Genomic DNA, 24,046 nt, shown 5'->3' with positions numbered 1-24,046 from the left:
GACCCTACCGAGGCCCGCTCCTAGCCGATCCCGGCCGCCTTCAACGTCCCCGCGAACGCGGCCGCGTCGAACATCGACCCGTCCGTCCCCACCGGCTTGCCGTCCAGCAGCACCAGCGGCGTCCGGTCGTTGCCCGTCGCCTCGAAGCCCTTCTCGGCCTCGGTGACCCACCCCTTGTACGTCATCCCCTTGACCGCCCCGTCGAAGTCCGCGCCCCGCAGCCCCGGCACCGCGGAGGCGATCTCCAGCAGGTGCCCGTCGGTGAACCTGCCCTTCGGCTGGCTGGCGAAGACCGCCGCGTGGTACTCCGCGAACTTCCCCTGGTCGAGGGAGGCCCGCAGCGCGTTCACCGCCTTGACCGAACCGCTGGCCCCGCCCTGGTCCGTGAAGGACGCCAACAGGTACTCCACCTTCACCTTCCCGGCACCGGCCAGCTCCGAGAGCGTCCGACCGCCGCCCTCCTCGAACTTCGCGCAGTGGCCGCACCGCGGATCCACCAGCACCTGCAGCGTCCGCGGCGCGTCCGGGCGGCCGACCACGATCTTCGAGCCGTCCACCCGCGCCGGCAGCTTCGACAGCTCCCCGGCGATCGGGCTGGTCCGCACCACACCGGCCGCCGCCTGCGCGCCCGCGCCCTGCCCCGCGTCCGAGGAACAGCCCAGCACCGCCCCGCCCAACAGCACCGCCGCGGCGCCCAGCGCGACCACCCGCGCCGCCACCGCCGCCGTCACCCTCTTGCGCATCCGACCCGCCCTCTCCGAACCCCGTACACCACACATCGATGGACATATCCGGACTCCACCTTAGGAACCACCCCCGCGGGGCCGCATCGGCCATAAGGCCCGCGATCGATCCCCTGGACACCCCTGCGGAACGCGGTGTACCACTCCCCCATGACCAGCGCGACGATCAACGGCGGCATCTCCTTCTGGTACGCCTCGGACGGCACCCCACCACCCCGCGAACCCCTCACCGGCGACGCCACGGCCGACGTCGTCATCGTCGGCGGCGGCTACACGGGCCTGTGGACCGCCTACTACCTCAAGCAGGCCGCCCCCTTCCTCCGGATCACCGTCCTGGAGCAGAAGTTCTGCGGCTACGGCGCCTCCGGACGCAACGGCGGCTGGCTCTACAACGGCATCGCCGGCCGCGACCGCTATGCCACGTTGCACGGCCACGACGCCGCCGTGCGCCTCCAGAAGGCCATGAACGACACCGTCACCGAGGTCATCGACACCGCGGCGAAGGAAGGCATCGACGCCGACGTCCACCGCGGCGGCGTCCTCGAAGTCGCCCGCAGCCCCGCCCAACTGGCCCGGCTCAAGGCCTTCCACGCCGCCGAGACCGCCTTCGGCGAGAACGACCGCGTCCTGCTCGGCGCCCGCGACACCCGCGCCCGCGTCGACGTCGCCGACGCCGTCGGCGGCACCTGGAGCCCGCACGGCGCCCGCATCCACCCCGCCAAGCTCGTCACCGGCCTCGCCAACGCCTGCGAACGCCTCGGCGTGACCATCCACGAATCCACCCCGGTCACCGCCATCGCCCCCAAGCGGGCCGTCACCCCCTACGGAACCGTCCGCGCCCCCTACGTCCTGCGCTGCACCGAGGGCTTCACCGCCTCCCTCAAGGGCCAGAAGCGCTCCTGGCTCCCGATGAACTCCTCGATGATCGTGACCGCCCCGCTGTCCGCCGCCACCTGGGACTCCCTCGGCTGGGCCGACCGCGCCACCCTCGGCGACATGGCCCACGCCTACATGTACGCCCAGCGCACCGCCGACGACCGCATCGCCATCGGCGGCCGCGGTGTCCCCTACCGCTACGGCTCGCGCACCGACAACGACGGCCGCACCCAGCCCGCCACCGTCGAGGCCCTCACCACCCTCCTCACGTCCTTCTTCCCCCAGCTCACCGGCACCCCCATCACGCACGCCTGGTCAGGTGTCCTCGGCGTCCCGCGCGACTGGTGCGCCTCGGTCACCCTCGACCGGGCGACGGGCCTGGGCTGGGCCGGCGGCTACGTCGGCTCCGGCGTAGCCACCGCCAACCTGGCCGCGCGCACCCTGTGCGACCTGGTCCAGCAGGACTCCGGCCAGGGCGGCCCCACGGCCCTGACCACCCTCCCCTGGGTGGACCACCGCGTCCGCCGCTGGGAACCGGAACCCCTGCGCTGGCTCGGCGTCCAGGCCCTGTACGCCGCCTACCGCGAGGCCGACCGCCGCGAAACCCGCACGCACACCCCCACGACGACCCCCCTGGCCCGCCTGGCCGACCGCATCTCGGGCCGCCACTGACCCCCGCGCACCCCATACGAAACCCCACGCAAAAGGCCCCGGGCAACCGCCCGGGGCCTTCCACTTCTGTACGAATCCCTTGCGGCCAACAACCCTCTGACCTGGGATGGAGCCGCCTGTCGGAATCGAACCGACGACCTACGCATTACAAGTGCGTTGCTCTACCAACTGAGCTAAGGCGGCGCGCGTGACACTGCACAGCGCACAGAATCGCCTTCACTCTACACAGCCACCAGACTCCGCCGCGAAGAGCTTTTCGGCCCCCGTAACCGCTCGCCCACCCGTTCGTTCTACGTACTGAAGTGCACATCCGACTATCGGACCGTAGGGGTGGGAGGGTTCGTGGCCGACGCCGCGGAGCAGCAGGAGCGCCTCACAGGCGCCGCTGCCGAACGCCTCAAGCGCGAGGTCCTGGGCATCCCGGACCCGCGCAAGCACCAGCAGCGGGCCGCCAGGCCGCTCAAGGGCCACCCGAAGGAACCGGGTACGCAGCAGCGGGCGTACCGCTACCGCTTCTACCCCACCGACGCCCAGGCCGAGCAGTTGGTGAGGACGTTCGGCGCCTGTCGTTGGGTCTACAACGAGGGCCTCGCCCTACGGGTGAAGGCCTGGGAGGAACACCACGTCTCCCTCGGTTTCGCCGAGACCTCCCGCGCTCTGACCGGCTGGCGCAGGGCCCCGGAGACCGCTTGGCTGGCAGACGTCTCGTCGACCGTGCTCCAACAGTCTCTGCGCCACCTAGACTCCGCGTTCAGCCGCTTCTTCAAGGGAGCCGCGAAGTACCCGAAGCCGAAGCGCAAGCACCGGTCGCGGGACTCGGCCACGTACGTCCGCACCGGCTTCCGGTGGCACGAGGACCCCGAGCGGCCCGGCACCGCGCTGATCACCCTGGCGAAGCAGACGGAGCCGTTGGACGTGCGCTGGTCCCGGGCACTGCCCGCCGGGGTCGCGCCGGTGAAGCTGACGGTCACCCGTGACCGCGCCGGCCGTTTCTTCCTCTACGTGCTCGTGGAGGAGCGCGTCGCCCCACTGCCCACCGCGTTCCTGCCGGGTACCGACGCTCCGAAGGCAGTCGGGATCGATCTCGGGCTGACCGCGCTGGTCACGCTGGACGACGGCAGCACAGTGGACCACCCCCAGCTGTTGAAGAAGCACAAGAAGAAGCTGGCTCGACTCCAGAAGGAGCTGCACCGCAAACAGAAGGGCTCGAACAACCGCGGCAAGGCCCGGTTGAAGATCGCCGAGCTGTACGCGTCGATCACCGACATCCGCAAGGACAGCCTCGACCAGCTCACCACCCGCCTCGTGCGCGAGAACCAAGTGCTCGTGGTGGAAGACCTGGCCGTCGCGAACCTCATGCGCACGAAGAGGCTGAGGAATTCCATGGTCGACGCCTCCTGGGGCACGCTCCTGGAAATGCTCCGGTACAAAGCGGCCTGGTACGGGCGCACCTTGGTGGTCGTCGACCGTTTCTTCCCGTCGACACGGCGCTGCTCGGCCTGCCACACCAAGGGCGAGCGACTCGACCTGTCCGTCCGGTCGTGGACGTGCGCCGCGTGCGGAGCAGTACACGACCGGGACGGGAACGCGGCGGTGAACCTGCGCGACGAAGGACTGCGGTTGTACCGGCTGGTGGCGCAGGCTCTGCCGCCCGACAAGAATCCACCGTCGATCATCCGCGCGTCCGGCCTGCCCGAATGCGTGACGGCCGTGTAGGCCGTACCTGATCAACAGGCCGACGGGTCGTCGGTCTTCTCGCCTGTGGAGTCCGTGTGAGACCTTCCGGTGCCGCCCCCAGGGCTGGACCGGCGGGCGGCGGACGGTGAAGCAGGAACCGTCGCCCGCGAGGGCGGCGACGGGGTCAAAGGGCAACTGCTCTCCGACAGGCCAAAAGAGTGATGCTCTGGCCGATATCCCTCACGCCCCCGGGTACCCGAGGCGCGCCAGCCACGGCGTGACCACCTCCAGGGGCAGGCCCGGGTTGAGGGCGTCCACGACGGCTTCCGTCAGGGGGCGCAGTTCCCATAGGTGGCGGACGGCGTCGAGGGGGAGGTCGGTATCCCAGTAGTCCTCGGCGAAGTCGCGGTAGGCCTCCGGGGTGCCGGCGGCGAGGACGGCGAAGAGGTGGTCGGTGCCGTCGGGGTCGGGGACGCCCTCCGGGAAGGCGACCGGGCCCGCGCGCCAGGCCGTGTCGCCGCTCTCGCGCCAGAAGACCGCCGTCGCGGGGAGGACGCCCTCGTCCGTGGCGAAGGCCGACTCCGACAGCTGCGGTGCGAAGGCCTCCGGTACACCGTCGAGCAGGCCGGGCCAGGTCGTCCGGTCCTCGTGGGCCCAGGGGCTCATCGGCGACTCGTGGTCGAAGCCGTACCCGAAGGCGCCGGCCGTGGTGAAGACGATCGCGTATTCGTCGCCGGAGCCGTTGTCCATCAGGGCCGCTTCCTCCCCCGGGCCCCACTGCGGGGCGTAGGAGAAGTAGCCGCCGTCCCCCTCGCCGCCGATCACCACTTCCAGGGCCGCCATCGCGCGGCAGCGGGCGCGCAGGGTCTCGATGTCGGGCAGGGCGCGGGTCAGGTCGTGGATGGTCATGGGTGGGATCGAAGCAGTCACCTCTGACAGCCAGCTCTGATAGCCGCCTCCGACAGTCGCGGAAGTCACCCCCGGCCAGGTGCTGACAGGAGGGGAGGGGGACGGGTAGCGTCGGGCGGAGTCCAGCGACTGGACTAGACCTTCCTACTCGGATCGTCCGGCACGTTCCTGCCGGTAGAAGGGATTCACCACCATGGCTTCTGTCACGTTCGACAAGGCGACCCGCATTTACTCCGGGGGCGACAAGCCCGCCGTGGACCAGCTGGAGCTGCATGTCGAGGACGGCGAGTTCCTCGTCCTCGTCGGCCCCTCGGGCTGCGGCAAGTCCACCTCCCTGCGCATGCTGGCCGGGCTGGAGGACGTCAACGGCGGCGCCATCCGCATCGGCGACCGCGACGTCACGCACCTGCCGCCCAAGGACCGGGACATCGCGATGGTGTTCCAGAACTACGCGCTGTACCCGCACATGTCCGTCGCCGACAACATGGGCTTCGCGCTCAAGATCGCCGGTGTGGACAAGGCCACCATCCGCAAGAAGGTCGAAGAGGCCGCGGACATCCTGGACCTGCGCGCGTACCTCGACCGCAAGCCGAAGGCGCTCTCCGGCGGTCAGCGCCAGCGCGTCGCGATGGGCCGCGCGATCGTGCGCCAGCCGCAGGTGTTCCTGATGGACGAGCCGCTGTCCAACCTGGACGCCAAGCTCCGCGTCAGCACCCGCACGCAGATCGCGAGCCTCCAGCGCCGCCTGGGCATCACCACCGTGTACGTCACCCACGACCAGGTCGAGGCCATGACCATGGGCGACCGGGTCGCGGTGCTCAAGGACGGCCTGCTCCAGCAGGTGGACACCCCGCGCAACATGTACGACCGCCCGGCGAACCTGTTCGTCGCCGGCTTCATCGGCTCGCCCGCGATGAACCTGGTCGAGGTCGCGATCACCGACGGCGGCGTGAAGTTCGGCGACGCACTGGTCCCGATCGCCCGCGAGGCGCTCTCGGCGGCCGCGGACGCCGGTGACCGCGTGGTGACGGTCGGCGTGCGACCCGAGCACTTCGACATCGCCAGCGAGGGCGGCCTGGCCGTCACGGTCAACGTGGTCGAGGAGCTGGGCGCGGACGGCTACGTCTACGGCACGGCGACGATCGACGACAAGCCGCAGGACATCGTGGTCCGGGTCAACGGCCGTCAGGTGCCGGAGAAGGGCGCGGTGCTGAACGTGGTGCCGCGCGCGGGCGAGACCCACGTGTTCTCCACCTCGTCGGGCGAGCGTCTCGCCAACTGATCGACCAACTGATCAACGGCTGGGGGGCGTTGGGCGCACGGGAGTGCGCCCAACGCCCTTTTACCCCGGCAGAACGTCGCTTTTCGAGCATCGTTCGTCAACGCCCCATTCGAAAAGCCACGTCGAACCGTCCCCCGACCGGGTGACTAAATGTCGCCAAATCTTCACCGAGCGCTACTCTCGCCCTCGTGACCCACTCTGCCCGCCGTATCGGCCGTTCCCTCGCCCTGGTCCTGCCCGTCGTCCTGGTCCTGTCCGGGACCCTCGCGGTCACCATGGTTCCCTGGGCCGACAGCACCCCGTCCCAGATCCTCACCGCCTCCTCCGAGAACGTGAACGTTCCCGCGAAGCCCCTCGCCGCGCAGGACGCGCTGCGCGAGAAGCTGCTCGGCGAACTGCAGCAGGGCAAGGAGCCCGGCGTCGTCCTCACGCACCTCCAGCAGGAGGTGGACCGGCGGCCGTCGCTCGCCGACCACTGCGTGGGCATCGCCCGGGCGATCGGCCGGGCGGCCGTGGACGCGTACGGGCCCACCAAGGCCCAGACGTTCGCGCGCCCCGTGTGCGACACCTCGTACGCGGCCGGCGTCGCCTCCTTCAGCTGACCCGGCGCCCACCCGGCACCCCCTGAGGCCTGCCACCCACCCCCGTCCGCCCCGCCGGGCGACGACGGGGCGTCGACGGCAGGCCCTAGGCTGCCCGGTATGCCCCGTATGACGGACGCCCCCGCAGCCACCGACCCCCCGCCCGCCCCGCCCGTTCGGCATCCCGCGGCCGCGGACCCGGTCCCGTCCCCCCAGGCGCCCACCCAGGCGGTGGTCCTGGCGGGCGGCCAGGGTTCGCGGCTGCGGCCGTACACGGACGACCGGCCGAAGCCGATGGTGGAGATCCCGGGGACCGGGACGCCGATCATCGGGCACCAACTGGCCTGGCTGGCGGCCGAAGGCGTCACCGACGTCGTGATCTCCTGCGGGCACCTCGCCGGCGTGCTCCAGGACTGGCTGGCCGGGGCCGACCTGCCGTTGCGGGTCAGCACGGTCGTGGAGGACGAACCGCTGGGCCGCGGCGGCGGCCTGAAGTACGCCGCCGCGCACCTGCCGCAGCCGGACGCGCCGTGGTACGCGACCAACGGCGACATCTGGACCCGGTTCTCGCTGCGGGAGATGGCCGCCTTCCACGCCGAGCGCGCGGCGACCGCGACGCTCGCGCTCGCCCGGCCGCGGATCCCGTGGGGGGCGGTGGAGACCAACGAGTTCGGTCAGGTCCTGGACTTCATCGAGTCCCCGCCGTCGCCTTATCTGATCAACGCCGGCGTGTACGTCTTCGCGGCCGAATTCACCGCGCTCCTTCCCGACTTGGGCGACCACGAGCGCACCACCTTCCCGCGGCTGGCCCGCGAGCGCCGGCTGGCGGGCTTCCCGCTGCCCCAGGGGGCCTACTGGCGGGCGATCGACACGGCGAAGGACCTGACCGAGGCCGCGCGCGAGTTGGCGGCCCACAGGCCCGTCTAGGGCGTGTCCGACGGCAGGAGCGTGGCCGCGCCCACGCAACAGGGCCCGGTACGCAGGTCGCGTACCGGGCCCCGGTGTCGTGGTGCGGGCGTTCCGTGGTGCGGGCGTTCCGTGGTGCGGGGGGTGGTCAGCCGCCCAGCAGGCCGCCGACCAGGCCGGGCTTCTTCGCCGGTGCGGAGGAACCGGCGCCGCCCGTGGAGGTGGACTTCGGGGTGGACTGGCGCGGGGAGCTGCCGCGCCCGGGCTGGCCGGCTCCGGAGCGGGTCGCGGCCGGGGACTCGGCGCCGCTGCCCGCCGTCGACTTGGAGGGGGCGCCCGAGCCCGTTCGCGCGGCCTTCGAGGCGCTCTCCGACGGCTTCGCGGAGGGGGTGCCCGTCTTGGAGGGCTGCTGCTTCAGGGGCTGCCGCGAGGTGGAGGGCTCCTGCGGGAGCGGGGAGCCCGGCAGGTAGTTGCTGGGCGCCTGGCCCGGGCCGGGCACGGTGACCACGGTGGAGGAGCGGACCGCGCCGCCGAGCAGGGAGCCGACGAGGAGGGTGAGTCCGCAGACGACGGTCGCCATCATCGCGCCGCGCCGCAGGACGCGCCGGCGCAGCCGCCAGATCTCGGAGCGCGGGCCGAGCGTGCGCCAGGCCTCGCCGGCGAGGCGGCCGTCCAGGGAGTAGACGGGGGCGCCCGCGATGATCAGCGGGCTCCAGGCGGCGAGGTAGATGATGTCGGGGGCGTCGTAGGCCGGGACGGTCTTCCAGCTCACCGTCATCAGCAGGGCCGCCGACAGCAGCGCGCCGAAGCAGGCGGCGAAGCGCTGCCAGAGCCCGAACACCGTCAGCACGCCGACGGCGACCTGGAGGAAGGCCACGGTGAGCCCGGCGCCGACCGGGTGGGCGAGGGCGAAGTCGCGCAACGGTTCGGCGAGCGCCCAGGGGTGCAGGGTGCGCAGCCAGGTGACCATGGAGCCGCGCTCGCCGCCGTCGAAGTAGACGGGGTCGCAGAGCTTGCCCATGCCGGCGTAGATGGAGATGAAGCCGAGGAAGACGCGCAGCGGGAGCAGGACGACGCCGAGGTTCATCCGGCGGCCGGGGTAGTACGAGGCCTGCCCGCGCGCGTCGGAGGCGGCGCGCCGGTTCTCCTCGCCGGCGCCGCCCGCCGCGCCGTCGCCGTACTGCTGTTCGTAGGGCAGGCCGCGTACGGGCGCCATGGCGCGGGTGTCGTCCGGGTCGCCGTAGGTGCGCTGGCCGATGACGGTCGGCGTGGCGAGGGTGTCGTCGGCGAGGTCCTGGGCCAGGTCGATGCGCGGGATGACCTGGGTGTCGCCGCCGTCGTACTCGTCGTGGCCGCGGCCCGCCTCCCGTACGGCCTGCAGGAGACCGCCCATCGCGGCGGCGTCGCCGGGGGCGGACCTGCCGCTCCAGACGACGGGCGCACGGCGACGGCCCGCTCCGGCGGCGACGGCGGCGGCAGCGCCGAGGGCGGGGGCGCGGCCCGGGAAGGGGCCGTTCGCGGGGGGCTTGGGACGCGCGCTCGGGCTCGGAGCGAGCCGCACACGGAAGCTGGCGTGGTTGACGATGACCTGTGCGGGGTCGCACGGCACCTTGACCATGCTCAGCGCGGGCTGGTCGTCGAACCCTGGCGTTCTGGTGTCCACACTCATCTAACCGAGTGATGAGTGTTTAGGACACTGCCTTGACAGCAGGGATGTGTCCGAGACCCGTCAAGATCAGCCCAATTCGGGGGCCCGGGCGGGACCCGGCCGGGTGAAAGCGTTCACCCGGCCCGGTACCAAAGGGGACTGCTCAGGCGCGGCGACGCGCGGCCTCGTACAGGACCACACCCGCCGCGACACCGGCGTTGAGCGACTCGGCGCCGCCCGGCATCGCGATGCGGACGAGGTAGTCGCAGGTCTCGCCGACGAGACGGCCGAGGCCCTTGCCCTCGCTGCCGATGACGATGACGACGGGCCCGGCGAGCTGTTCGAGGTCGTCGACCGTGTGCGTGCCGTCGGCGGCGAGGCCCACGACCGTCAGGCCTTCCTTCTTGTACGCCTCCAGGGCGCGGGTCAGGTTGGTGACCCGGGCGACCGGGGTGCGGGCCGCGGTGCCGGCGGAGGACTTCCAGGCACCGGCGTTCATGCTGGCGGCGCGGCGCTCGGGGATGACCACGCCGTGGCCGCCGAAGGCGGAGGTGGAGCGGATGATCGCGCCGAGGTTGCGCGGGTCGGTGACGCCGTCGAGGGCGACGATGAGGGGCTCTTCGCCGTTGTCGTAGGCGGCCGCGGTCAGCTCGTCCGGCATCGCGTACTCGTACGGCGGGACCTGGAGGACCATGCCCTGGTGGTTGAGGCCGTTGGTCATGCGGTCGAGCTCGGGCCGCGGGGCTTCCATCAGGTTGATGTTGCCGCGCGCTGCGGCGAGCTGGAGGGCCTCGCGGACGCGCTCGTCGTTGTCGATGAACTGCTGCACGTAGAGGGTCGTGGCGGGCACGCCGTCGCGCAGGGCCTCGAAGACCGGGTTGCGGCCGACGACCATCTCGCTGGTGCCCTTGGGGCCGCCGCGACGGGGGGCCGGGCGGCGCTTGGCGGCCTGGCGGGCCATGGCGCCGGCGATGCGGTTGGCCTTGTGCTTCTTGCGGTCCTCGGCCTTGGGCGTGGGGCCCTTGCCTTCCAGGCCCCTGCGCCGCTGGCCACCGCTGCCGACCGTCGCACCCTTCTTGTTGGACGTGCGGCGGTTCCTGCGCTGGCTGTTCCCGGCCATGACCTCTACCTGTTTCGTTTGTTCAGCAGTGTGTACGTATGAAGAGTGTGCCGCCCGGAGCGCCGGGCGGCACCACGAGCCTCGGAGCTCAGCGGGGGCCGAGCGTCCAGCGGGGACCCGTCGGACCGTCCTCGATGACCAGACCGGACTGCTGGAGCTGGTCGCGGATCGCGTCGGCGGTCGCCCAGTCCTTGCGGGCCCGCGCGGACTCGCGCTGCTCCAGGACGAGGCGGACGAGGGTGTCGACGGCGCCGTGCAGGTCCTCGCCCCGGTCGGTCTCGCCGGCCCAGTGCGGGTCGAGCGGGTCGAGTCCGAGGACGCCCAGCATGGCCCGTACCTCGGCCAGGCGGGCGATCGCGGTGTCCTTGTCGTCGGCGGCGAGCGCGCTGTTGCCCTGGCGGACGGTGGTGTGGATGATCGCGAGGGCCTGCGGGACGCCGAGGTCCTCGTCCATGGCCTCGGCGAAGGCGGGCGGCACCTCGGTGGCGGGCTCGACGGGCTTGCCGGCCTTCTCGATGACGCGCTGGATGAAGCCCTCGATGCGGGCGAAGCCGGATTCGGCCTCGCGCAGGGATTCCTCGCTGTACTCGATCATCGAGCGGTAGTGCGGGGTGCCGAGGTAATAGCGCAGGACGATCGGGCGCCACTGCTTGACCATCTCGGAGACGAGGACGGAGTTCCCGAGGGACTTCGACATCTTCTCGCCGGACATGGTGACCCAGGCGTTGTGCACCCAGTACTTCGCGAACTCGTCGCCGAAGGCCTTGGCCTGGGCGATCTCGTTCTCGTGGTGCGGGAAGATCAGGTCGAGGCCGCCGCCGTGGATGTCGAAGGCGCTGCCCAGGTACTTGTGGGCCATCGCGGAGCACTCCAGGTGCCAGCCGGGACGACCGCGGCCCCAGGGGGTCTCCCAGTCGGGCTCGCCGGGCTTGGAGGCCTTCCACATGGCGAAGTCGCGCGGGTCGCGCTTGCCGGTGATGCCGTTCTCCGGGGGCTGGCGCAGGTCGTCGATGTCCTGGTTGGACAGCTGCAGGTAGCCCGGGAAGGAGCGCACGTCGAAGTAGACGCTGCCGTCCGCCTCGTAGGCGTGGCCTCGCTCGATGAGCGTGCGCATCATCTCGACCATCTCCGGCACGTGCCCGGTCGCGCGCGGCTCGTAGGTGGGCGGGAGGCAGCCCAGCGCGTCGTAACCGTCGTTGAAGGCGCGCTCGTTGTCGTAGCCGATGGACCACCAGGGGCGGCCCTGGTCGGCCGCCTTCGCGATGATCTTGTCGTCGATGTCGGTGACGTTGCGGATGAAGGTGACGTCGAGGCCGCGGTAGGTGAGCCAGCGGCGCATGATGTCGAAGTTCAGGTACGAGCGCACGTGCCCGATGTGCGGGGCCGCCTGCACGGTGGCACCACAGAGGTAGATCGAGACGCAGCCCGCGACGAGCGGAGTGAAGTCACGGATCTGCCGGGCGCTGGTGTCGTACAGGCGAAGGGTCACGGCATCCAGGGTAGTGCGCGCGTAGCAGTGCCCCGCGACCCTTTCGGGGGCGCGGGGCGCCTTTGTTGCCGAAGCGGTGCCGTGCGGGGCGTCCGTACGGTCGCCCTCAGGCCCCGCTCGTGCGGTACACCAGCGCCGTGGCGATCGCGGCGAGGCCCTCGGCCCGGCCGGTGAGGCCGAGGCCGTCGGTCGTGGTGCCGGAAACGGAGACGGGGGCTCCGGCCGCGGCCCCCAGCGCCTTCTGCGCTTCGTCGCGCCGCTTGCCGACCTTCGGGCGCACGCCGATGACCTGGACGGCGATGTTCCCGATCTCGAAGCCCTCGGCGCGGACGATCCGGGCCGCCTCGGCCAGGAGGGTGACGCCGGAGGCGCCCGACCACTCGGGGCGGGAGGTGCCGAAGTGCGCGCCGAGGTCGCCGACGCCGGCCGCGGAGAAGAGGGCGTCGCAGGCCGCGTGGGCGGCGACGTCGCCGTCGGAGTGGCCGGCGAGACCGTCCTCGCCCTCCCAGAGCAGACCCGCGCACCACAGTTCACGGCCGGTCTCGAAGGCGTGGACGTCGGTGCCGATGCCGATCTGCGGGACGAGCGGCCGGGGGCCGGCGGACACGGGGCCGGTGGACACGGCGCCGGTGGGCAGGGGGCTAGTAGACATCGGTGGCCCTCCTGCGGGCGAGTACGGCGTCGGCGAGGACCAGGTCGAGCGGGCGGGTGACCTTGAAGGCCTCTTCGTGCCCGGGGACGAGGACCACGGGGACCCCGAGCTTTTCCACCATTCCGGCGTCGTCCGTGGCGCCCTCGCCGTTGACGGCGATGCGCTCGTGGGCGCGGACCAGGGTGGCGAGGTCGAAGCCCTGGGGAGTCTGCACGGCGCGCAGCCGGGCCCGCTCGGGGGTGGCGACGACCGGCTCGGGCTCGCCCGGCTCGCCGGGCTCGACCTCCTTGACGGTGTCGGCCAGCGGCATCGCGGGCACCACGGCGGGGGCGCCGGCGCGGACGGCTTCGACGACCGCGTCCACCGTGTCGACGGGGACCAGGGGGCGGGCCGCGTCGTGGATGAGGACGGAGGTGATGCCGTCCGGAAGGGCGTCCAGGCCGGCCCGTACGGATTCCTGGCGGGTCTCGCCGCCGGGGACGACGAGGAAGTCGGTCCTTTCCGGCAGGGCGTGCTCGTCGAGGAGGTGCTTGACCTCCGCGGCCCCGTCGGGCGGAGCGACGACGACCACGAGGGAGACCGCGCGGGAGCGGGCCATGGCGCGCACGGCGTGGATCAGCATGGGGACGCCGCCCAGGGAGCGCAGGGCCTTGGGGGCCCCGGGACCGAGCCGGGTGCCGCGGCCCGCGGCGGGAATCACCGCCGCGGTGCGGTGGGGGCGCGTTTCGTCATACATCGGTGGTGGCTCCGGGTTTGTGACTTCGGCCGACGTGGGTATGGCCAGAAGGGTGCCGGGTACGACGCCCTCGCCCCTTCCGTGACGACCGGTCGAGCCGGCTGCCCGGACCCGGCACGCCACTGCGCCATGCGCGGGGTGGTGAGTGAGCGCTGCACGCGTGAGCGCGACGAACAGAAGTGCGACAAACAGAGATGCCGCAGCACCCGGCGACAGTCCTCTCGGCGAGCGAGAGGGCCGTCATAGGGCACCGCGGCACGACTGCTGTGTGGACGGTTCGTCGCGTCAGGACGCGAGAACCTCGTCGAGGAGGGCCTCGGCCTTGTCCTCGTTGGTGTTCTCGGCGAGCGCGAGCTCGCTCACCAGGATCTGACGCGCCTTCGCGAGCATGCGCTTCTCGCCCGCGGAGAGCCCGCGCTCGCGCTCACGACGCCACAGGTCACGGACGACTTCCGCGACCTTGATGACATCGCCAGAGGCGAGCTTCTCCAGATTTGCCTTGTAACGACGGGACCAGTTCGTCGGCTCTTCGGCGTACGGTGCACGAAGCACCTCGAAGACCCGGTCCAGCCCTTCCTGGCCGACCACGTCGCGGACGCCCACGAACTCCGCATTGTCCGCAGGGACGCGAACCGTCAGGTCACCCTGGGCGACCTTGAGCACCAAGTAGGTCTTGTCCACGCCTTTGATCTGGCGAGTTTCGATAGCCTCGATCAGCGCGGCCCCGTGATGGGGATAGACCACGGTGTCGCCAACCTTGAACGTCATGTGACAGGTACCCCTTCCGTGGCTATCCAGGGTAACACGAGAACCGACTGTTATGAATGGCGTTTTCGCAGGTCAGGGCCTATCTCGGGGCTTGACAACAGCGACACGAACGTGCTGCGCAGGGCTTCCGGAAGGGGGTATTCGCAGGTCGGAGCCACTGCGCGGACGGACAGAATCGACCACGCTACACCCGCGGAGCGTCGCGCTCGACGTGACGTACGTCCCGTTTTGACTGGTTCGGCGCGCGGAAACCGAACTACTCCGTTCGACTGGCGGGCCCCGTCTGTAGCGGGTTCCGGCCCAATCCCGAATTGATCACGGAGTCCTGTTCGAAGGAATCCCGGAATTGCCCGCCAATTGCAAGATCGACCGGACGGGTTCAGGGTGGCCCGGCCGCTGCGGAGGGTCGGGTGCGGGGGCGGGGCGGCGGCTCGGTAACCTAAGCCCGCTGACACACCCTTAGGCCGGCTTTACCCCCAGCCTGAGCGCCCCACCCCGTCCTCCGTCCGTACGTCCTAGGAGTTGCCGCCGCCGTGAGCCGCAGCCTTCGACGCGGCGCTCTCGCCGCCGCCGCCCTCGCGTTCTCGATCGCCTCGCTCGCCGCATGCGGCGCGGGCAAGGACGCTCAGACGCTCGAAATCAAGCCGGACAACGCCTTCGCGACCAAGGGCGACATCAAGGTCCAGAACGCTCTGGTGATCACCCAGGGCACGAAGGACGGCAAGGGCCCCGCCGTCGTCTCGGCGACCGTCTTCAACGGCGGCGACGCCCCGCAGACCCTCGACGCCGTCACTCTTGCGGGTGCCACCGGCAAGGTGACGCTGAAGGACGCCACGGGCGCCGCCAAGGTCACCGTGCCCGCGCACGGCTCCGTCGTGCTCGGCGGCAAGGGCAACGCCTCGGCCGTCATCGAGGGCGGCCGCCAGGCCGTCAAGGACGGCGACGCCCAGAAGGTCGTCTTCCAGCTGAGCAAGGCCGGTGACGTCGAGCTGGCCGCCTTCGTCGTCCCCGCGGCCGGCTTCTACGCGGGCTTCGGCCCGACCGAGGCCCCGGCCGCCGGTCCCACGCCGTCCACCGGCGCCTCCGCCTCCCCCTCGGGCGCGCCCTCCGGTTCCCCGGCCCCCTCGGGCTCGCCGTCCGGCACCCCCTCGGGCGCGGCCTCTGGCGCGGCGACGTCCCCCTCAGGCTCCGCTTCGCCGTCGCACAGCGCCGGTCACTGAGCCCGGCCGCTCCCTGATCGCAGCTCGCTGACGCGGCTCCTGGGAGCGCACGCACGTACAGCAGGAGGGCCTCCCCCGGAATCCGGGGGAGGCCCTCCTGCGTGCGGCCCCGCGCGGGGCCGCACGGCGCCGGGTTACGGCTCGAAGCGGTTCACGGCTCGAAGCGGTTTACGGCTCGAACTTGTAGCCGAGGCCGCGGACCGTGACCAGGTAGCGCGGCGCGCCCGGGTCCGGCTCGATCTTGGCGCGCAGGCGCTTGACGTGGACGTCGAGGGTCTTGGTGTCACCCACGTAGTCCGCGCCCCACACCCGGTCGATCAGCTGCATGCGGGTCAGCACGCGTCCCGCGTTGCGCAGCAGCATCTCCAGGAGGTCGAACTCCTTGAGCGGGAGGTCGACCTTGGCGCCGGCGACGGTGACCACGTGCCGGTCGACGTCCATCCGGACCGGGCCGGCCTCCAGGGCCGCCGGGGTCACCTCTTCCGGCTCGCCGCGGCGGCGCAGCACCGCGCGGATGCGGGCGACCAGCTCGCGCGAGGAGAAGGGCTTGGTGACGTAGTCATCGGCTCCTATCTCCAGCCCGACGACCTTGTCGATCTCGCTGTCCTTGGCGGTCACCATGATCACCGGGACGTTGGAGCGGCCGCGCAGCTGCCGGCACACCTCCGTACCGGGCAGCCCGGGGAGCATCAGGTCGAGGAGGACGAGGTCGGCGCCGTTGCGCTCGAACTCGTCCAGCCCGTCGGGCCCGGTCGCGGCGATGGCGACCTCGAAGCCCTCCTTGCGGAGCATGTAGGACAGGGCGTCGCTGAAGGATTCCTCATCCTCGACGACGAGCACTCGGGTCACGGAAGGACCTCCGGGGCAGGAATGGCTGGTTCGGTTTGGAGCACGGGTCGGGCGGGGTCGGCGGTTGCGGCGGAGACCGGTACGGCTGCCTCCGGGAGCCGCAGGGTGAAGGTGGAGCCCTGTCCCTCCGAGCTCCACACGGTGACCTCCCCGCCGTGCGAGGCGGCCACGTGCTTCACGATCGCGAGGCCGAGGCCCGTGCCTCCCGTGGCGCGGGAGCGGGCCGGGTCCACGCGGTAGAAGCGCTCGAAGATGCGCTCGCGGTCCTTCTCCGGGATGCCGATGCCCTGGTCGGTCACGGCTATCTCGATCAAGTCTCCACCCGGCGCGTTCACCCGGCGCGCGGCGATGCCGACGCGGGTGCGGGCGGGGCTGTAGTTCACGGCGTTCTCGACGAGGTTCCCCAGGGCGGCGGCGAGCTGCCCCCGGTTGCCCCATATCCGCAGGTCGGCGGTGCCGCCGACAGCCATGGTGATCTGCTTCGAGGAGGCCGTGTGACGGCAGCGGTCGATGGCCTCGGCGACGAGGGTGTCGGCCCGTACCGGCTCGGCGTCCTCCAGCGGGTCGTCGTTCTGGACCCGGGAGAGGTCGATCAGCTCCTGGACGAGGTTGATCAGCCGGGTCGCCTCGATCTGCATGCGGCCGGCGAAGCGGGTGACCGCCTCGGGGTCGTCGGCCGCGTCCATGACGGCCTCGGACAGCAGCGAGATCGCGCCGACGGGCGTCTTCAGCTCGTGCGAGACGTTGGCGACGAAGTCACGGCGGACCGCCTCGATCCGGCGGGCCTCCGTCAGGTCCTCGACCAGCAGCAGCACCAGCCGGGAGCCGAGCGGGGCGACCCGCGCCGAGACCGCGAGGGCCTCGCCGCGGCCGGTGCCGCGGCGCGGGAGGTCCAGCTCGATCTGGCGTATCTCCCCGTCGCGGCGGGTGTCGCGGGCCATGTGGAGCATGGGCTCCACGGCCAGCTTGCCGCCGCGGACCAGCCCGAGGGCGTACGCCGCCGAGCTGGCCTTGACCACGGCGTCGCCCTCGTCCAGTACGACGGCGGAGGAGCGGAGTACGGAGAGGACGGTGTCCACTCCGGGCGGGAGTACCGCATTGATGTCGGGGCGCATGGCGCTCCGCGTGGGGCGGGCCTGGTCGCGCTCGCTCCAGCGGAACGCCAGCATGGCGATCACACCGGTACACAACCCGGCGATCGCTGCAGCTGCGGCGACCGCCGCGTTCACGTCCATGTGTCCAGGTTAAGCAGGTGCGACGAGAGTTCCACAGCCGTTCGGGTGGCACCTCGAACACTCGTCGCCCAGAGTTCACCGTGGCGACGGTGCTGATTCACTTGTGATGCCGGAGTCGGACGCGTTCGCGTCCGATCGTGTCAACGTGGGGCAAGAGGCCCCGGCCCCCCGGGCACGGAGCAAGACGGGCGCGGGCACGGAGCAAGATCGGGCACGACGCAAGAGAGGGACACCCACCATGCGGGACGCGTACCACGAGGAACTGGACTCGATCGGAGAAGGCCTGGTCGAGATGGCCCGGCTCGTCGGTTCCGCGATCGGCCGGGCGACCACGGCCATGCTCGACGCCGACCTCAAGCTCGCCGAGAGCGTCATCGCCGCCGACCAGAAGGTGGACGACCTCCAGCACGACCTGGAGGCCCGCGCCATCGCCCTGCTGGCCCGCCAGCAGCCCGTCGCCACCGACCTGCGCATCGTGGTCACCTCGCTGCGCATGAGCGCGGACCTGGAGCGCTCCGGCGACCTGGCCCAGCACGTGGCGAAGCTCGCCCGGCTGCGCTTCCCGGACACCGCGGTCCCGCGGGACCTGCACGCGACCATCCTGGAGATGGGGCAGCTGGCGCAGCGCCTGATGGCGAAGGCCGCCGAGGTCATCATCACCAAGGACGTCGACCTCGCGCTCCAGCTGGAGCAGGACGACGACGAGATGGACCAGCTGCACCGCACGCTCTTCCAGCACCTCATGGACGACCGCTGGAAGCACGGCATCGAGACGGCGGTCGACGTGACGCTGCTGGGCCGCTACTACGAGCGCTTCGCGGACCACGCGGTCTCGGTCGCCAAGCGCGTCGTGTACCTGGTGACGGGCGAGCACGCGGACGAGCTGCAGGCGCCGACGGCGGTGGAGGGCGCCTGATCGGGCGTCACCAACCTTGCACCGATGCGCCGTTGACGCGCCCGTGCGGCTGGGCATGAATGAGGCAAAGGCAGTACGACCGGTACGCCTGCGAGGAGGAACCATGTCCGATTCCCCCGTCCCCATCACGCCCGAGCAGGAGCACCAGCCCCAGGAGGCCCTGCGCCTCCCCCTGCTCGCGGCCTGCGGCTGCGGCTCGGGCTGCGGCTGCGGCTGCCAGTCCGGCGCGCCCTGCCAGTGCGGCGGCTGAACCGCCGCCCGCCTGGTCACCCGCACGCGAAGGGCCCCGCCGGATCCCCGGTCGGGGCCCTTCGCGTCCGCCCACGTGCACTGCGGATACGGAGGAGACGACCGTGCGCCACGGCCGGCCCAGCGAGGAACAATTGCGGCGCAACTTCGACAGCGTCCTGACGGCGGTGCTGTCCGGACGCGGCGTCCGCACCGAGACGGGCCTGGACCACACGACCCAGACGGCCCTGTGGGCGATCGCCCGCGCCCGCCCGAAAGCCCCGAACCCCGCGAGCCCCGCGAACCCCCCGGAAGCACCGGAAGCGCTGGAGGCCCTGGTGGCCATGGAAGCCCTGGTGGCCGCGGCCCGACGCGCCTTCGCCGGCCAGTTGGACGGCACCAACGCCGCCGCGTGGCGCGCGGAGATGGACCGCCGGATCGCGGCCCGCGGGGCGGACCCGACGCCCTGAACGTGCCGCTCCACACCCTCTGTAGGCTCATGATCATCAGCGTGGGCAAGGGGAGAGCGTGCGGATGGATCTCACGGAACGCACCATCGTGGTCACCGGGGCCGGGCGCGGGTTCAGCCGGGCGTTGGCCCTGGAGGCGGGGCGCTCGGGCGCGCGCGTGTTCCTGTCCGCGCGCACCCTGGCCGCGGCCCGGCACGTGGCCGACGAGGTGGCGGCCGACAGCGGGGCCGAGGCCGAGGCGTTCGCCTGCGACCTGGCCGACCCGGGCTCCGTACGGGCCTTCGCGGACGCGGTGGCCGCCCGCACCGACCAGGTGGACGTCCTGGTCAACAACGGCGCCCGCTACCTGCGCGGCCCCGACCTGTGGGACGCCGAGGACGACGCGATCACCGACACCATCGCCTCCGGGGCCACCGGCACGATCCTGACGGTCAAGCACTTCCTGCCGCTGCTGCGGGCCTCCGCCGGCGCGGACGTGGTCAACCTGGTCTCCTCGGCCGCGGAGCCCCGCGACCTCCGCTCCCGGGCGCACCCCGCGTTCCACGCCGCCAAAGCCGCCCAGGCGGGCCTCGCCGACGTCCTCTCCCACCGCCTGCGCCCCGAGGGCGTCCGCGTCATCTCGCTCTACCCGCCGGACTTCACGGACGGCGACCCGCTCGCCGCCGACTGGGACGACGCTCCCCGCACGGCGCACGACCCACTGACCGCCCGGTCCGTGCTCGACTGCGTCCTCTTCGCGATCGGCCAACCGCGCAACTGCTACATCCGCTCCTTCCACTTCGAGCCGATGCAGCCATAGCCAACGAAAAACCCCTGACCCGCACGGTGCGTGCGGGCCAGGGGCATGATCGCGCGGGCTACTTCTTCTTGCCCTGGTTCTTGACGGCTTCGATGGCCGCCGCCGCGGCGGCCGGGTCGAGGTAGGTGCCGCCCGGGTTCAGGGGCTTGAAGTCGGCGTCCAGCTCGTAGGAGAGCGGGATGCCGGTCGGGATGTTCAGGCCCGCGATGTCCTCGTCGGAGACGCCGTCGAGGTGCTTGACGAGGGCGCGCAGCGAGTTTCCGTGGGCGGCGACCAGGACCGTGCGGCCGGACAGCAGGTCCGGGACGATGGCGTCGTACCAGTACGGCAGCATGCGGACGACGACGTCCTTCAGGCACTCCGTCTTGGGGCGCAGCTCCGGCGGGATGGTCGCGTAGCGCGGGTCCTCGGACTGCGAGAACTCGGTGCCGTCCGCGAGCGCCGGCGGCGGGGTGTCGTACGAGCGGCGCCACAGCATGAACTGCTCCTCGCCGAACTCGGCGAGGGTCTGGGCCTTGTCCTTGCCCTGGAGGGCGCCGTAGTGGCGCTCGTTCAGGCGCCAGGAGCGGTGGACCGGGATCCAGTGGCGGTCGGCGGCCTCCAGCGCCAGCTGCGCGGTGCGGATCGCGCGCTTCTGGAGCGAGGTGTGCACGACGTCGGGGAGCAGACCGGCATCCGTCAGCAGCTCACCGCCGCGGACCGCCTCCTTCTCGCCCTTCTCGTTGAGATTGACGTCCACCCAGCCGGTGAACAGGTTCTTCGCGTTCCATTCGCTCTCGCCGTGGCGGAGGAGGATCAGCTTGTACGGTGCGTCGGCCATGCGTACGAGCCTAATGGACGCCGGATGGCCACGCGCGCGCCGGACGGGCCGCTTCGGGAGCGCTGCGGGACGGTCCCCGATTGACGTACCGCGTCAATCGAGTGGCGCCCGCGCGGTCGGCCTCGTAATGTGCCGAAGGCATCAGCACCACTTACACGTCCAGGGGGATCCCGTATGTCCGTTGACAGGATGAGGCGGGGCGCGCGGGCCAGCGTCTCGGGGTTGCCGCGCGAGTTCTGGTGGCTGTGGACGAGCACGCTGGTGAACCGGCTCGGGGCTTTCGTCGCCACATTCATGACCTTGTACCTGACGCTGGACCGGGGCTACTCGGCCTCCTTCGCGGGCCTGGTGGTCGCCCTGCACGGGCTCGGCGGCGTGGTGTCCTCCCTGGTCGCCGGGGTGATGACGGACCGGCTGGGGCGGCGGCCGACGCTGATGGCCGCCCAGCTCTCCACGGCCTTCTCGGTCGCGCTGCTGGGCTTCATGCAGGACCCGGCGGCGATCGCCGCCGTCGCCCTGCTCGTCGGCATGACCTCCAACGCCTCGCGCCCGGCGGTGCAGGCGATGATGGCCGACATCGTGCGGCCGGAGGACCGGGTGCGGGCCTTCGCCCTCAACTACTGGGCGATCAACCTCGGTTTCGCGGTCTCCGCGACCGCCGCCGGCTTCATCGCGGAGTACAGCTACCTCGCCGGTTTCCTCGGCGAGGCGGTACTGACGCTGATCTGCGCGGTGCTCGTCTACGTCAAGCTCCCCGAATCGCGGCCCGACAAGGGCGCGGACGGCTCCGGTGGGGGCGCGGAGCCGGAGATCGGGATGGGGACCGTCCTGCGCGACCGCCGTTTCATGGGGGTCGTCGGGCTGTCGTTCCTGATCTCGTTGATCTTCATGCAGGGTTCGTTCGGGCTGCCGCTGTCGATGGGCGCCGCGGGCTTCACCCCCGGCGAGTACGGCATGGTCATCGCCCTCAACGGGGTGCTGATCGTGCTGCTGCAGATCCCGGTCACCCGCCTGATCGAGCACCGCGACCCGCAGAAGCTGCTGGTCGCCTCGGCCCTGCTGGCCGGGTACGGGTTCGGGATGACGGCCTTCGGCGGCTCGCTCGGCGTGATCGCGCTGACGGTGTGCGTCTGGACGGTGGCCGAGATCATCAACTCGCCCACCCAGATGGGCCTGGTCGCGCGGCTCTCCCCGACCCACGGCCGGGGCCGCTACCAGGGCATGTACACGATGTCGTGGGCGGTGGCCTCGCTGATCGCCCCGCTGTCGGCGGGCTTCGTCATCGACCGGCTCGGCGCGGGCTGGCTGTGGGGCGCGATGGCGGTCCTGGGCTCGCTGGCCGGCCTCGGCTACTGGCTGCTGATGCGGAACCTGCCGGAGGCGGGGGCGGAGGCGACGGCGGAGGCGACGGCGGAGGCGGAGGCGGAGGAGCACGAGGTGGACCGGCCCGAGGTGCAGGTGGATGCCGCGGCCGTGAGCACCACCGCCTGACCGGCCCGACCGGCCCGACCGGTCAGGCCCCGGGCCGCGTCAGATGCTTGAAGGCGTCCAGGTTGTGGGTGGGCTCGCCCCGCGAGACCCGCCACGCGTACTCCTTGCGGATGGAGCTCGCGAACCCCAGCTCCAGCAGGGTGTTGAACGCCCCGTCCGCGCCCTCCAGCACCGCCCCGAGCACCCGGTCCAGCTCCACCGGGGTCACCACGGCCAGCGGCAGCCGCGCCGTCAGGTAGACGTCGCCGAGGCGGTCGACGGCGTAGGACATGCCGTAGAGCTTGAGGTTGCGCTCCAGCAGCCAGCGGTGGACGGCCGGTTCGTTCTCGTCCGGGTGCCGGATGACGAAGGCGTTGACCGACAGCGAGTGCCGGCCCACCTTCAGGGAGCAGGTGGTCGACAGCTTGCGCGTGCCCGGCAGCTTGACGACGTACGAGCCGGGCTCGGGGCTCTCCCACTCCAGCCCGGCCTCGTCCAGCGTGCTCTCGATGATCTCCGTCGGGGCGGTCTCAGCCATGGTGGGAGCGTACGTGACGGCGGTGATCGTGCATCGCCGCCGTGTACACGTCCGCCGTGCCGCTGGCCGCGGTGTCCCAGCCGAAGAACTGCGCGTGGCGGGCCGCCTCGCGCCCCATCCGGTCGGTGAGCGTCGGGTCGTCGACGAAGCGGCGCAGCTCGCGCGCGTAGTCGACGGGGTCGTGGCCGGGTACGAGGATGCCCGTGACCCCGTCGTTGACCGCGACCGGGAGCCCGCCGACCGCGGCCGCGAGGACCGGCGTACCGGTGGCCTGGGCCTCGATCGCGACCAGCCCGAAGGACTCGTTGTACGAGGGCATGACCAGCACGGAGGCCGCCCGGAACCAATCCGCGAGCTGGTCCTGGCCGACCGGCGGGTGGAAGCGGACCAGGTCGGTGATGCCGAGCCGGGCCGCGAGCTTCTGCAGGCCCTCGGGCTTGGCGAGGCCGCTGCCGCTGGGGCCGCCGACGACGGGGACGAGGAGCCTGCGCCGCATCGAGGGGTCGCGGTCGACCAGCTCGGCGACGGCGCGCAGCAGGATGTCGGGGGCCTTGAGCGGCTGGATCCGGCCCGCGAAGAGCGGTATGACGGCGTCCTGCGGGAGGCCGAGGCGGGCACGGGCGGCGGCGCGGCCGTCGCCGACGGTGAAGCGCTGGAGGTTCACGCCGGGGTGGACGACGGCCACCTTGCCGGGGTCGGCCTCGTAGTGGCGCACGAGCTCGTCGGCCTCCTCGGCGGTGTTCGCGATGAGGCGGTCGGCGGCGGCCACGATCTGGGTCTCGCCTATGACGCGCGCGGCGGGCTCGGGGCTGTCGCCCTCGGCCAGCGCGGCGTTCTTGACCTTGGCCATGGTGTGCATGGCGTGGACGAGCGGGACGCCCCAGCGCTCGGCGGCCAGCCAGCCGACGTGGCCGGAGAGCCAGTAGTGGGAGTGGACGAGGTCGTAGTAGCCGGGGCGGTGTCCGGCCCAGGCCTGCATGACCCCGTGGGTGAAGGCGCAGAGCTGGGCGGGCAGCTCTTCCTTGGCCAGGCCCTCGTAGGGGCCCGCGTCGACGTGCCGCACCAGGACGCCCGGGGTCAGCTCCACGACGGGCGGCAGCCCGCCGGTGGTGGCCCGGGTGAAGATCTCGACCTCGATGTTGATGGCGGCGAGGCGCCTGGCCAGCTCCACGATGTACACGTTCATGCCGCCCGCGTCACCGGTGCCGGGCTGGTGCAGCGGCGAGGTGTGCACGCTGAGCATCGCGACCCGGCGCGGTTTGCGGTGGTGGCCCACGGCGGGGAGGCGCAGCCGGGGCGCGTCGAGGCGGGTACTGCGGGCGGCGGCGAGCCTGCCGCCGAGCCGGGACACGTACTGACTCAAGGAGCGGTCCTCTCACTCGGGCTCGTACGGCTACACGGTCATGGTCGGGCAGGGCAGCGCGGAGCGCGGCCCACGCCCT

General features: G+C 71.8%; 24 protein-coding genes and 1 tRNA gene. 11 read left to right on the top strand and 14 right to left on the bottom strand.

From position 1 onward, the window contains the following. Positions 1-20: 20 nt before the first annotated feature. Positions 21-743, bottom strand: coding sequence for a DsbA family protein (locus tag ACIQWR_RS25060; RefSeq protein WP_404013490.1), 723 nt, complete (start codon positions 741-743; stop codon positions 21-23). Between the two features lie 150 nt (positions 744-893). Here ACIQWR_RS25060 and ACIQWR_RS25055 point away from each other — a divergent pair, with 150 nt between their 5' ends. Then, on the top strand, positions 894-2,291 hold the full coding sequence (locus ACIQWR_RS25055; RefSeq protein ID WP_404013487.1) for an NAD(P)/FAD-dependent oxidoreductase: 1,398 nt from the start codon (positions 894-896) through the stop codon (positions 2,289-2,291). A 107-nt stretch (positions 2,292-2,398) separates the two neighbouring features. Here ACIQWR_RS25055 and ACIQWR_RS25050 read toward each other — a convergent pair. After that, positions 2,399-2,474 (bottom strand) — tRNA-Thr (locus ACIQWR_RS25050). Between the two features lie 159 nt (positions 2,475-2,633). Between ACIQWR_RS25050 and ACIQWR_RS25045 the strand changes: the two genes are divergently transcribed. Further along, complete coding sequence (locus ACIQWR_RS25045; RefSeq protein WP_404013484.1) at positions 2,634-4,007, top strand: RNA-guided endonuclease InsQ/TnpB family protein; 1,374 nt, start codon at positions 2,634-2,636, stop codon at positions 4,005-4,007. Positions 4,008-4,208: 201 nt separating this feature from the next. Here ACIQWR_RS25045 and ACIQWR_RS25040 read toward each other — a convergent pair whose 3' ends face one another. Beyond that, positions 4,209-4,877, bottom strand: a complete 669-nt coding sequence (locus tag ACIQWR_RS25040; RefSeq protein WP_404013481.1) for a hypothetical protein — start codon at positions 4,875-4,877, stop codon at positions 4,209-4,211. 193 nt (positions 4,878-5,070) lie between these two features. Here ACIQWR_RS25040 and ACIQWR_RS25035 point away from each other — a divergent pair, with 193 nt between their 5' ends. From ACIQWR_RS25035 to ACIQWR_RS25025, 3 genes are all read left to right on the top strand, one after another. Then, on the top strand, positions 5,071-6,159 hold the full coding sequence (locus tag ACIQWR_RS25035) for an ABC transporter ATP-binding protein (protein ID WP_404013478.1): 1,089 nt from the start codon (positions 5,071-5,073) through the stop codon (positions 6,157-6,159). Positions 6,160-6,347: 188 nt separating this feature from the next. Next, positions 6,348-6,761: a hypothetical protein gene (locus tag ACIQWR_RS25030; protein WP_399266585.1), complete on the top strand. Its 414-nt coding sequence runs from the start codon at positions 6,348-6,350 to the stop codon at positions 6,759-6,761. Between the two features lie 108 nt (positions 6,762-6,869). After that, the gene (locus ACIQWR_RS25025; RefSeq protein WP_404013866.1) at positions 6,870-7,667 is read left to right on the top strand and encodes an NDP-sugar synthase; all 798 of its coding nucleotides are present in this window, start codon (positions 6,870-6,872) and stop codon (positions 7,665-7,667) included. 127 nt (positions 7,668-7,794) lie between these two features. On the opposite strand, the gene ACIQWR_RS25020 is transcribed toward ACIQWR_RS25025, so the two are convergent. From ACIQWR_RS25020 to ACIQWR_RS24995, 6 genes are all read right to left on the bottom strand, one after another. Then, positions 7,795-9,315: a DoxX family membrane protein gene (locus ACIQWR_RS25020; RefSeq protein WP_404013474.1), complete on the bottom strand. Its 1,521-nt coding sequence runs from the start codon at positions 9,313-9,315 to the stop codon at positions 7,795-7,797. 142 nt (positions 9,316-9,457) lie between these two features. Beyond that, on the bottom strand, positions 9,458-10,414 hold the full coding sequence (rlmB, locus tag ACIQWR_RS25015) for a 23S rRNA (guanosine(2251)-2'-O)-methyltransferase RlmB (RefSeq protein WP_404013473.1): 957 nt from the start codon (positions 10,412-10,414) through the stop codon (positions 9,458-9,460). Between the two features lie 88 nt (positions 10,415-10,502). Continuing rightward, positions 10,503-11,903, bottom strand: a complete 1,401-nt coding sequence (cysS, locus tag ACIQWR_RS25010; protein WP_404013470.1) for a cysteine--tRNA ligase — start codon at positions 11,901-11,903, stop codon at positions 10,503-10,505. A 106-nt stretch (positions 11,904-12,009) separates the two neighbouring features. Further along, complete coding sequence (gene ispF, locus ACIQWR_RS25005) at positions 12,010-12,555, bottom strand: 2-C-methyl-D-erythritol 2,4-cyclodiphosphate synthase (protein WP_404013467.1); 546 nt, start codon at positions 12,553-12,555, stop codon at positions 12,010-12,012. Continuing rightward, entirely contained in the window at positions 12,545-13,291 is a 747-nt protein-coding gene (ispD, locus tag ACIQWR_RS25000) for a 2-C-methyl-D-erythritol 4-phosphate cytidylyltransferase (protein ID WP_404013464.1), read from the bottom strand. Before ispD ends, ispF begins: the two co-directional genes overlap by 11 nt. Positions 13,292-13,576: 285 nt before the next feature. Next, on the bottom strand, positions 13,577-14,059 hold the full coding sequence (locus tag ACIQWR_RS24995) for a CarD family transcriptional regulator (protein ID WP_006380568.1): 483 nt from the start codon (positions 14,057-14,059) through the stop codon (positions 13,577-13,579). Positions 14,060-14,592: 533 nt separating this feature from the next. Between ACIQWR_RS24995 and ACIQWR_RS24990 the strand changes: the two genes are divergently transcribed. Then, a complete protein-coding gene (locus tag ACIQWR_RS24990; protein WP_404013461.1) occupies positions 14,593-15,279 on the top strand; it encodes a DUF461 domain-containing protein in 687 nt (228 codons plus the stop codon). 168 nt (positions 15,280-15,447) lie between these two features. Here ACIQWR_RS24990 and ACIQWR_RS24985 read toward each other — a convergent pair whose 3' ends face one another. After that, a complete protein-coding gene (locus tag ACIQWR_RS24985) occupies positions 15,448-16,128 on the bottom strand; it encodes a response regulator transcription factor (protein ID WP_007265514.1) in 681 nt (226 codons plus the stop codon). Beyond that, positions 16,125-17,363: a sensor histidine kinase gene (locus ACIQWR_RS24980; RefSeq protein WP_404013458.1), complete on the bottom strand. Its 1,239-nt coding sequence runs from the start codon at positions 17,361-17,363 to the stop codon at positions 16,125-16,127. The genes ACIQWR_RS24985 and ACIQWR_RS24980 overlap by 4 nt, the downstream gene beginning before the upstream one ends. A 238-nt stretch (positions 17,364-17,601) precedes the next feature. Between ACIQWR_RS24980 and phoU the strand changes: the two genes are divergently transcribed. From phoU to ACIQWR_RS24960, 4 genes are all read left to right on the top strand, one after another. Beyond that, positions 17,602-18,279: a phosphate signaling complex protein PhoU gene (gene phoU / locus ACIQWR_RS24975; protein ID WP_351046453.1), complete on the top strand. Its 678-nt coding sequence runs from the start codon at positions 17,602-17,604 to the stop codon at positions 18,277-18,279. A gap of 103 nt (positions 18,280-18,382) precedes the next feature. Continuing rightward, on the top strand, positions 18,383-18,529 hold the full coding sequence (locus tag ACIQWR_RS24970; RefSeq protein WP_351046450.1) for a hypothetical protein: 147 nt from the start codon (positions 18,383-18,385) through the stop codon (positions 18,527-18,529). 103 nt (positions 18,530-18,632) lie between these two features. Next, positions 18,633-18,977 (top strand): hypothetical protein, encoded by a 345-nt coding sequence (locus ACIQWR_RS24965; protein WP_404013455.1) that lies wholly within the window; start codon positions 18,633-18,635, stop codon positions 18,975-18,977. A gap of 64 nt (positions 18,978-19,041) precedes the next feature. Beyond that, a complete protein-coding gene (locus ACIQWR_RS24960) occupies positions 19,042-19,776 on the top strand; it encodes an SDR family oxidoreductase (protein WP_404013452.1) in 735 nt (244 codons plus the stop codon). Positions 19,777-19,834: 58 nt separating this feature from the next. Here ACIQWR_RS24960 and ACIQWR_RS24955 read toward each other — a convergent pair whose 3' ends face one another. Continuing rightward, positions 19,835-20,596 (bottom strand): phosphoglyceromutase, encoded by a 762-nt coding sequence (locus ACIQWR_RS24955; protein WP_404013449.1) that lies wholly within the window; start codon positions 20,594-20,596, stop codon positions 19,835-19,837. A 174-nt stretch (positions 20,597-20,770) separates the two neighbouring features. Between ACIQWR_RS24955 and ACIQWR_RS24950 the strand changes: the two genes are divergently transcribed. After that, positions 20,771-22,087 (top strand): MDR family MFS transporter, encoded by a 1,317-nt coding sequence (locus tag ACIQWR_RS24950; protein ID WP_404013446.1) that lies wholly within the window; start codon positions 20,771-20,773, stop codon positions 22,085-22,087. 22 nt (positions 22,088-22,109) lie between these two features. Here the strand turns inward: ACIQWR_RS24950 and ACIQWR_RS24945 are convergent, their stop codons facing one another. Together ACIQWR_RS24945 and mshA are read right to left on the bottom strand one after the other, a co-directional pair. Continuing rightward, positions 22,110-22,604, bottom strand: a complete 495-nt coding sequence (locus ACIQWR_RS24945; RefSeq protein WP_404013444.1) for a YbjN domain-containing protein — start codon at positions 22,602-22,604, stop codon at positions 22,110-22,112. Further along, a complete protein-coding gene (gene mshA / locus ACIQWR_RS24940; protein WP_399266572.1) occupies positions 22,597-23,967 on the bottom strand; it encodes a D-inositol-3-phosphate glycosyltransferase in 1,371 nt (456 codons plus the stop codon). The genes ACIQWR_RS24945 and mshA overlap by 8 nt, the downstream gene beginning before the upstream one ends. Positions 23,968-24,046 lie beyond the last annotated feature (79 nt).

It is taken from the genome of Streptomyces sp. NPDC098789 (assembly GCF_044759975.1).
Lineage (GTDB): Bacteria > Actinomycetota > Actinomycetes > Streptomycetales > Streptomycetaceae > Streptomyces.
Note: the sequence above shows the minus strand (reverse complement) of the source record. Positions and strands in the feature narration are given on the sequence as shown.

Coding starts and splice junctions, on each gene's coding strand:
- ACIQWR_RS24945 (WP_404013444.1), bottom strand. CDS start 22,604: ATGGCTGAGACCGCCCCGACGGAGATCATCGAGAGCACGCTGGACGAG.
- ACIQWR_RS24955 (WP_404013449.1), bottom strand. CDS start 20,596: ATGGCCGACGCACCGTACAAGCTGATCCTCCTCCGCCACGGCGAGAGC.
- ACIQWR_RS25020 (WP_404013474.1), bottom strand. CDS start 9,315: ATGAGTGTGGACACCAGAACGCCAGGGTTCGACGACCAGCCCGCGCTG.
- ACIQWR_RS24995 (WP_006380568.1), bottom strand. CDS start 14,059: ATGACGTTCAAGGTTGGCGACACCGTGGTCTATCCCCATCACGGGGCC.
- ACIQWR_RS25040 (WP_404013481.1), bottom strand. CDS start 4,877: ATGACCATCCACGACCTGACCCGCGCCCTGCCCGACATCGAGACCCTG.
- ACIQWR_RS25060 (WP_404013490.1), bottom strand. CDS start 743: ATGCGCAAGAGGGTGACGGCGGCGGTGGCGGCGCGGGTGGTCGCGCTG.
- ispD (WP_404013464.1), bottom strand. CDS start 13,291: ATGTATGACGAAACGCGCCCCCACCGCACCGCGGCGGTGATTCCCGCC.
- phoU (WP_351046453.1), top strand. CDS start 17,602: ATGCGGGACGCGTACCACGAGGAACTGGACTCGATCGGAGAAGGCCTG.
- ACIQWR_RS24980 (WP_404013458.1), bottom strand. CDS start 17,363: ATGGACGTGAACGCGGCGGTCGCCGCAGCTGCAGCGATCGCCGGGTTG.
- ACIQWR_RS24950 (WP_404013446.1), top strand. CDS start 20,771: ATGTCCGTTGACAGGATGAGGCGGGGCGCGCGGGCCAGCGTCTCGGGG.
- rlmB (WP_404013473.1), bottom strand. CDS start 10,414: ATGGCCGGGAACAGCCAGCGCAGGAACCGCCGCACGTCCAACAAGAAG.
- ACIQWR_RS24960 (WP_404013452.1), top strand. CDS start 19,042: ATGGATCTCACGGAACGCACCATCGTGGTCACCGGGGCCGGGCGCGGG.
- ACIQWR_RS24970 (WP_351046450.1), top strand. CDS start 18,383: ATGTCCGATTCCCCCGTCCCCATCACGCCCGAGCAGGAGCACCAGCCC.
- ACIQWR_RS25025 (WP_404013866.1), top strand. CDS start 6,870: ATGACGGACGCCCCCGCAGCCACCGACCCCCCGCCCGCCCCGCCCGTT.
- ACIQWR_RS25035 (WP_404013478.1), top strand. CDS start 5,071: ATGGCTTCTGTCACGTTCGACAAGGCGACCCGCATTTACTCCGGGGGC.
- ACIQWR_RS25055 (WP_404013487.1), top strand. CDS start 894: ATGACCAGCGCGACGATCAACGGCGGCATCTCCTTCTGGTACGCCTCG.
- ispF (WP_404013467.1), bottom strand. CDS start 12,555: ATGTCTACTAGCCCCCTGCCCACCGGCGCCGTGTCCACCGGCCCCGTG.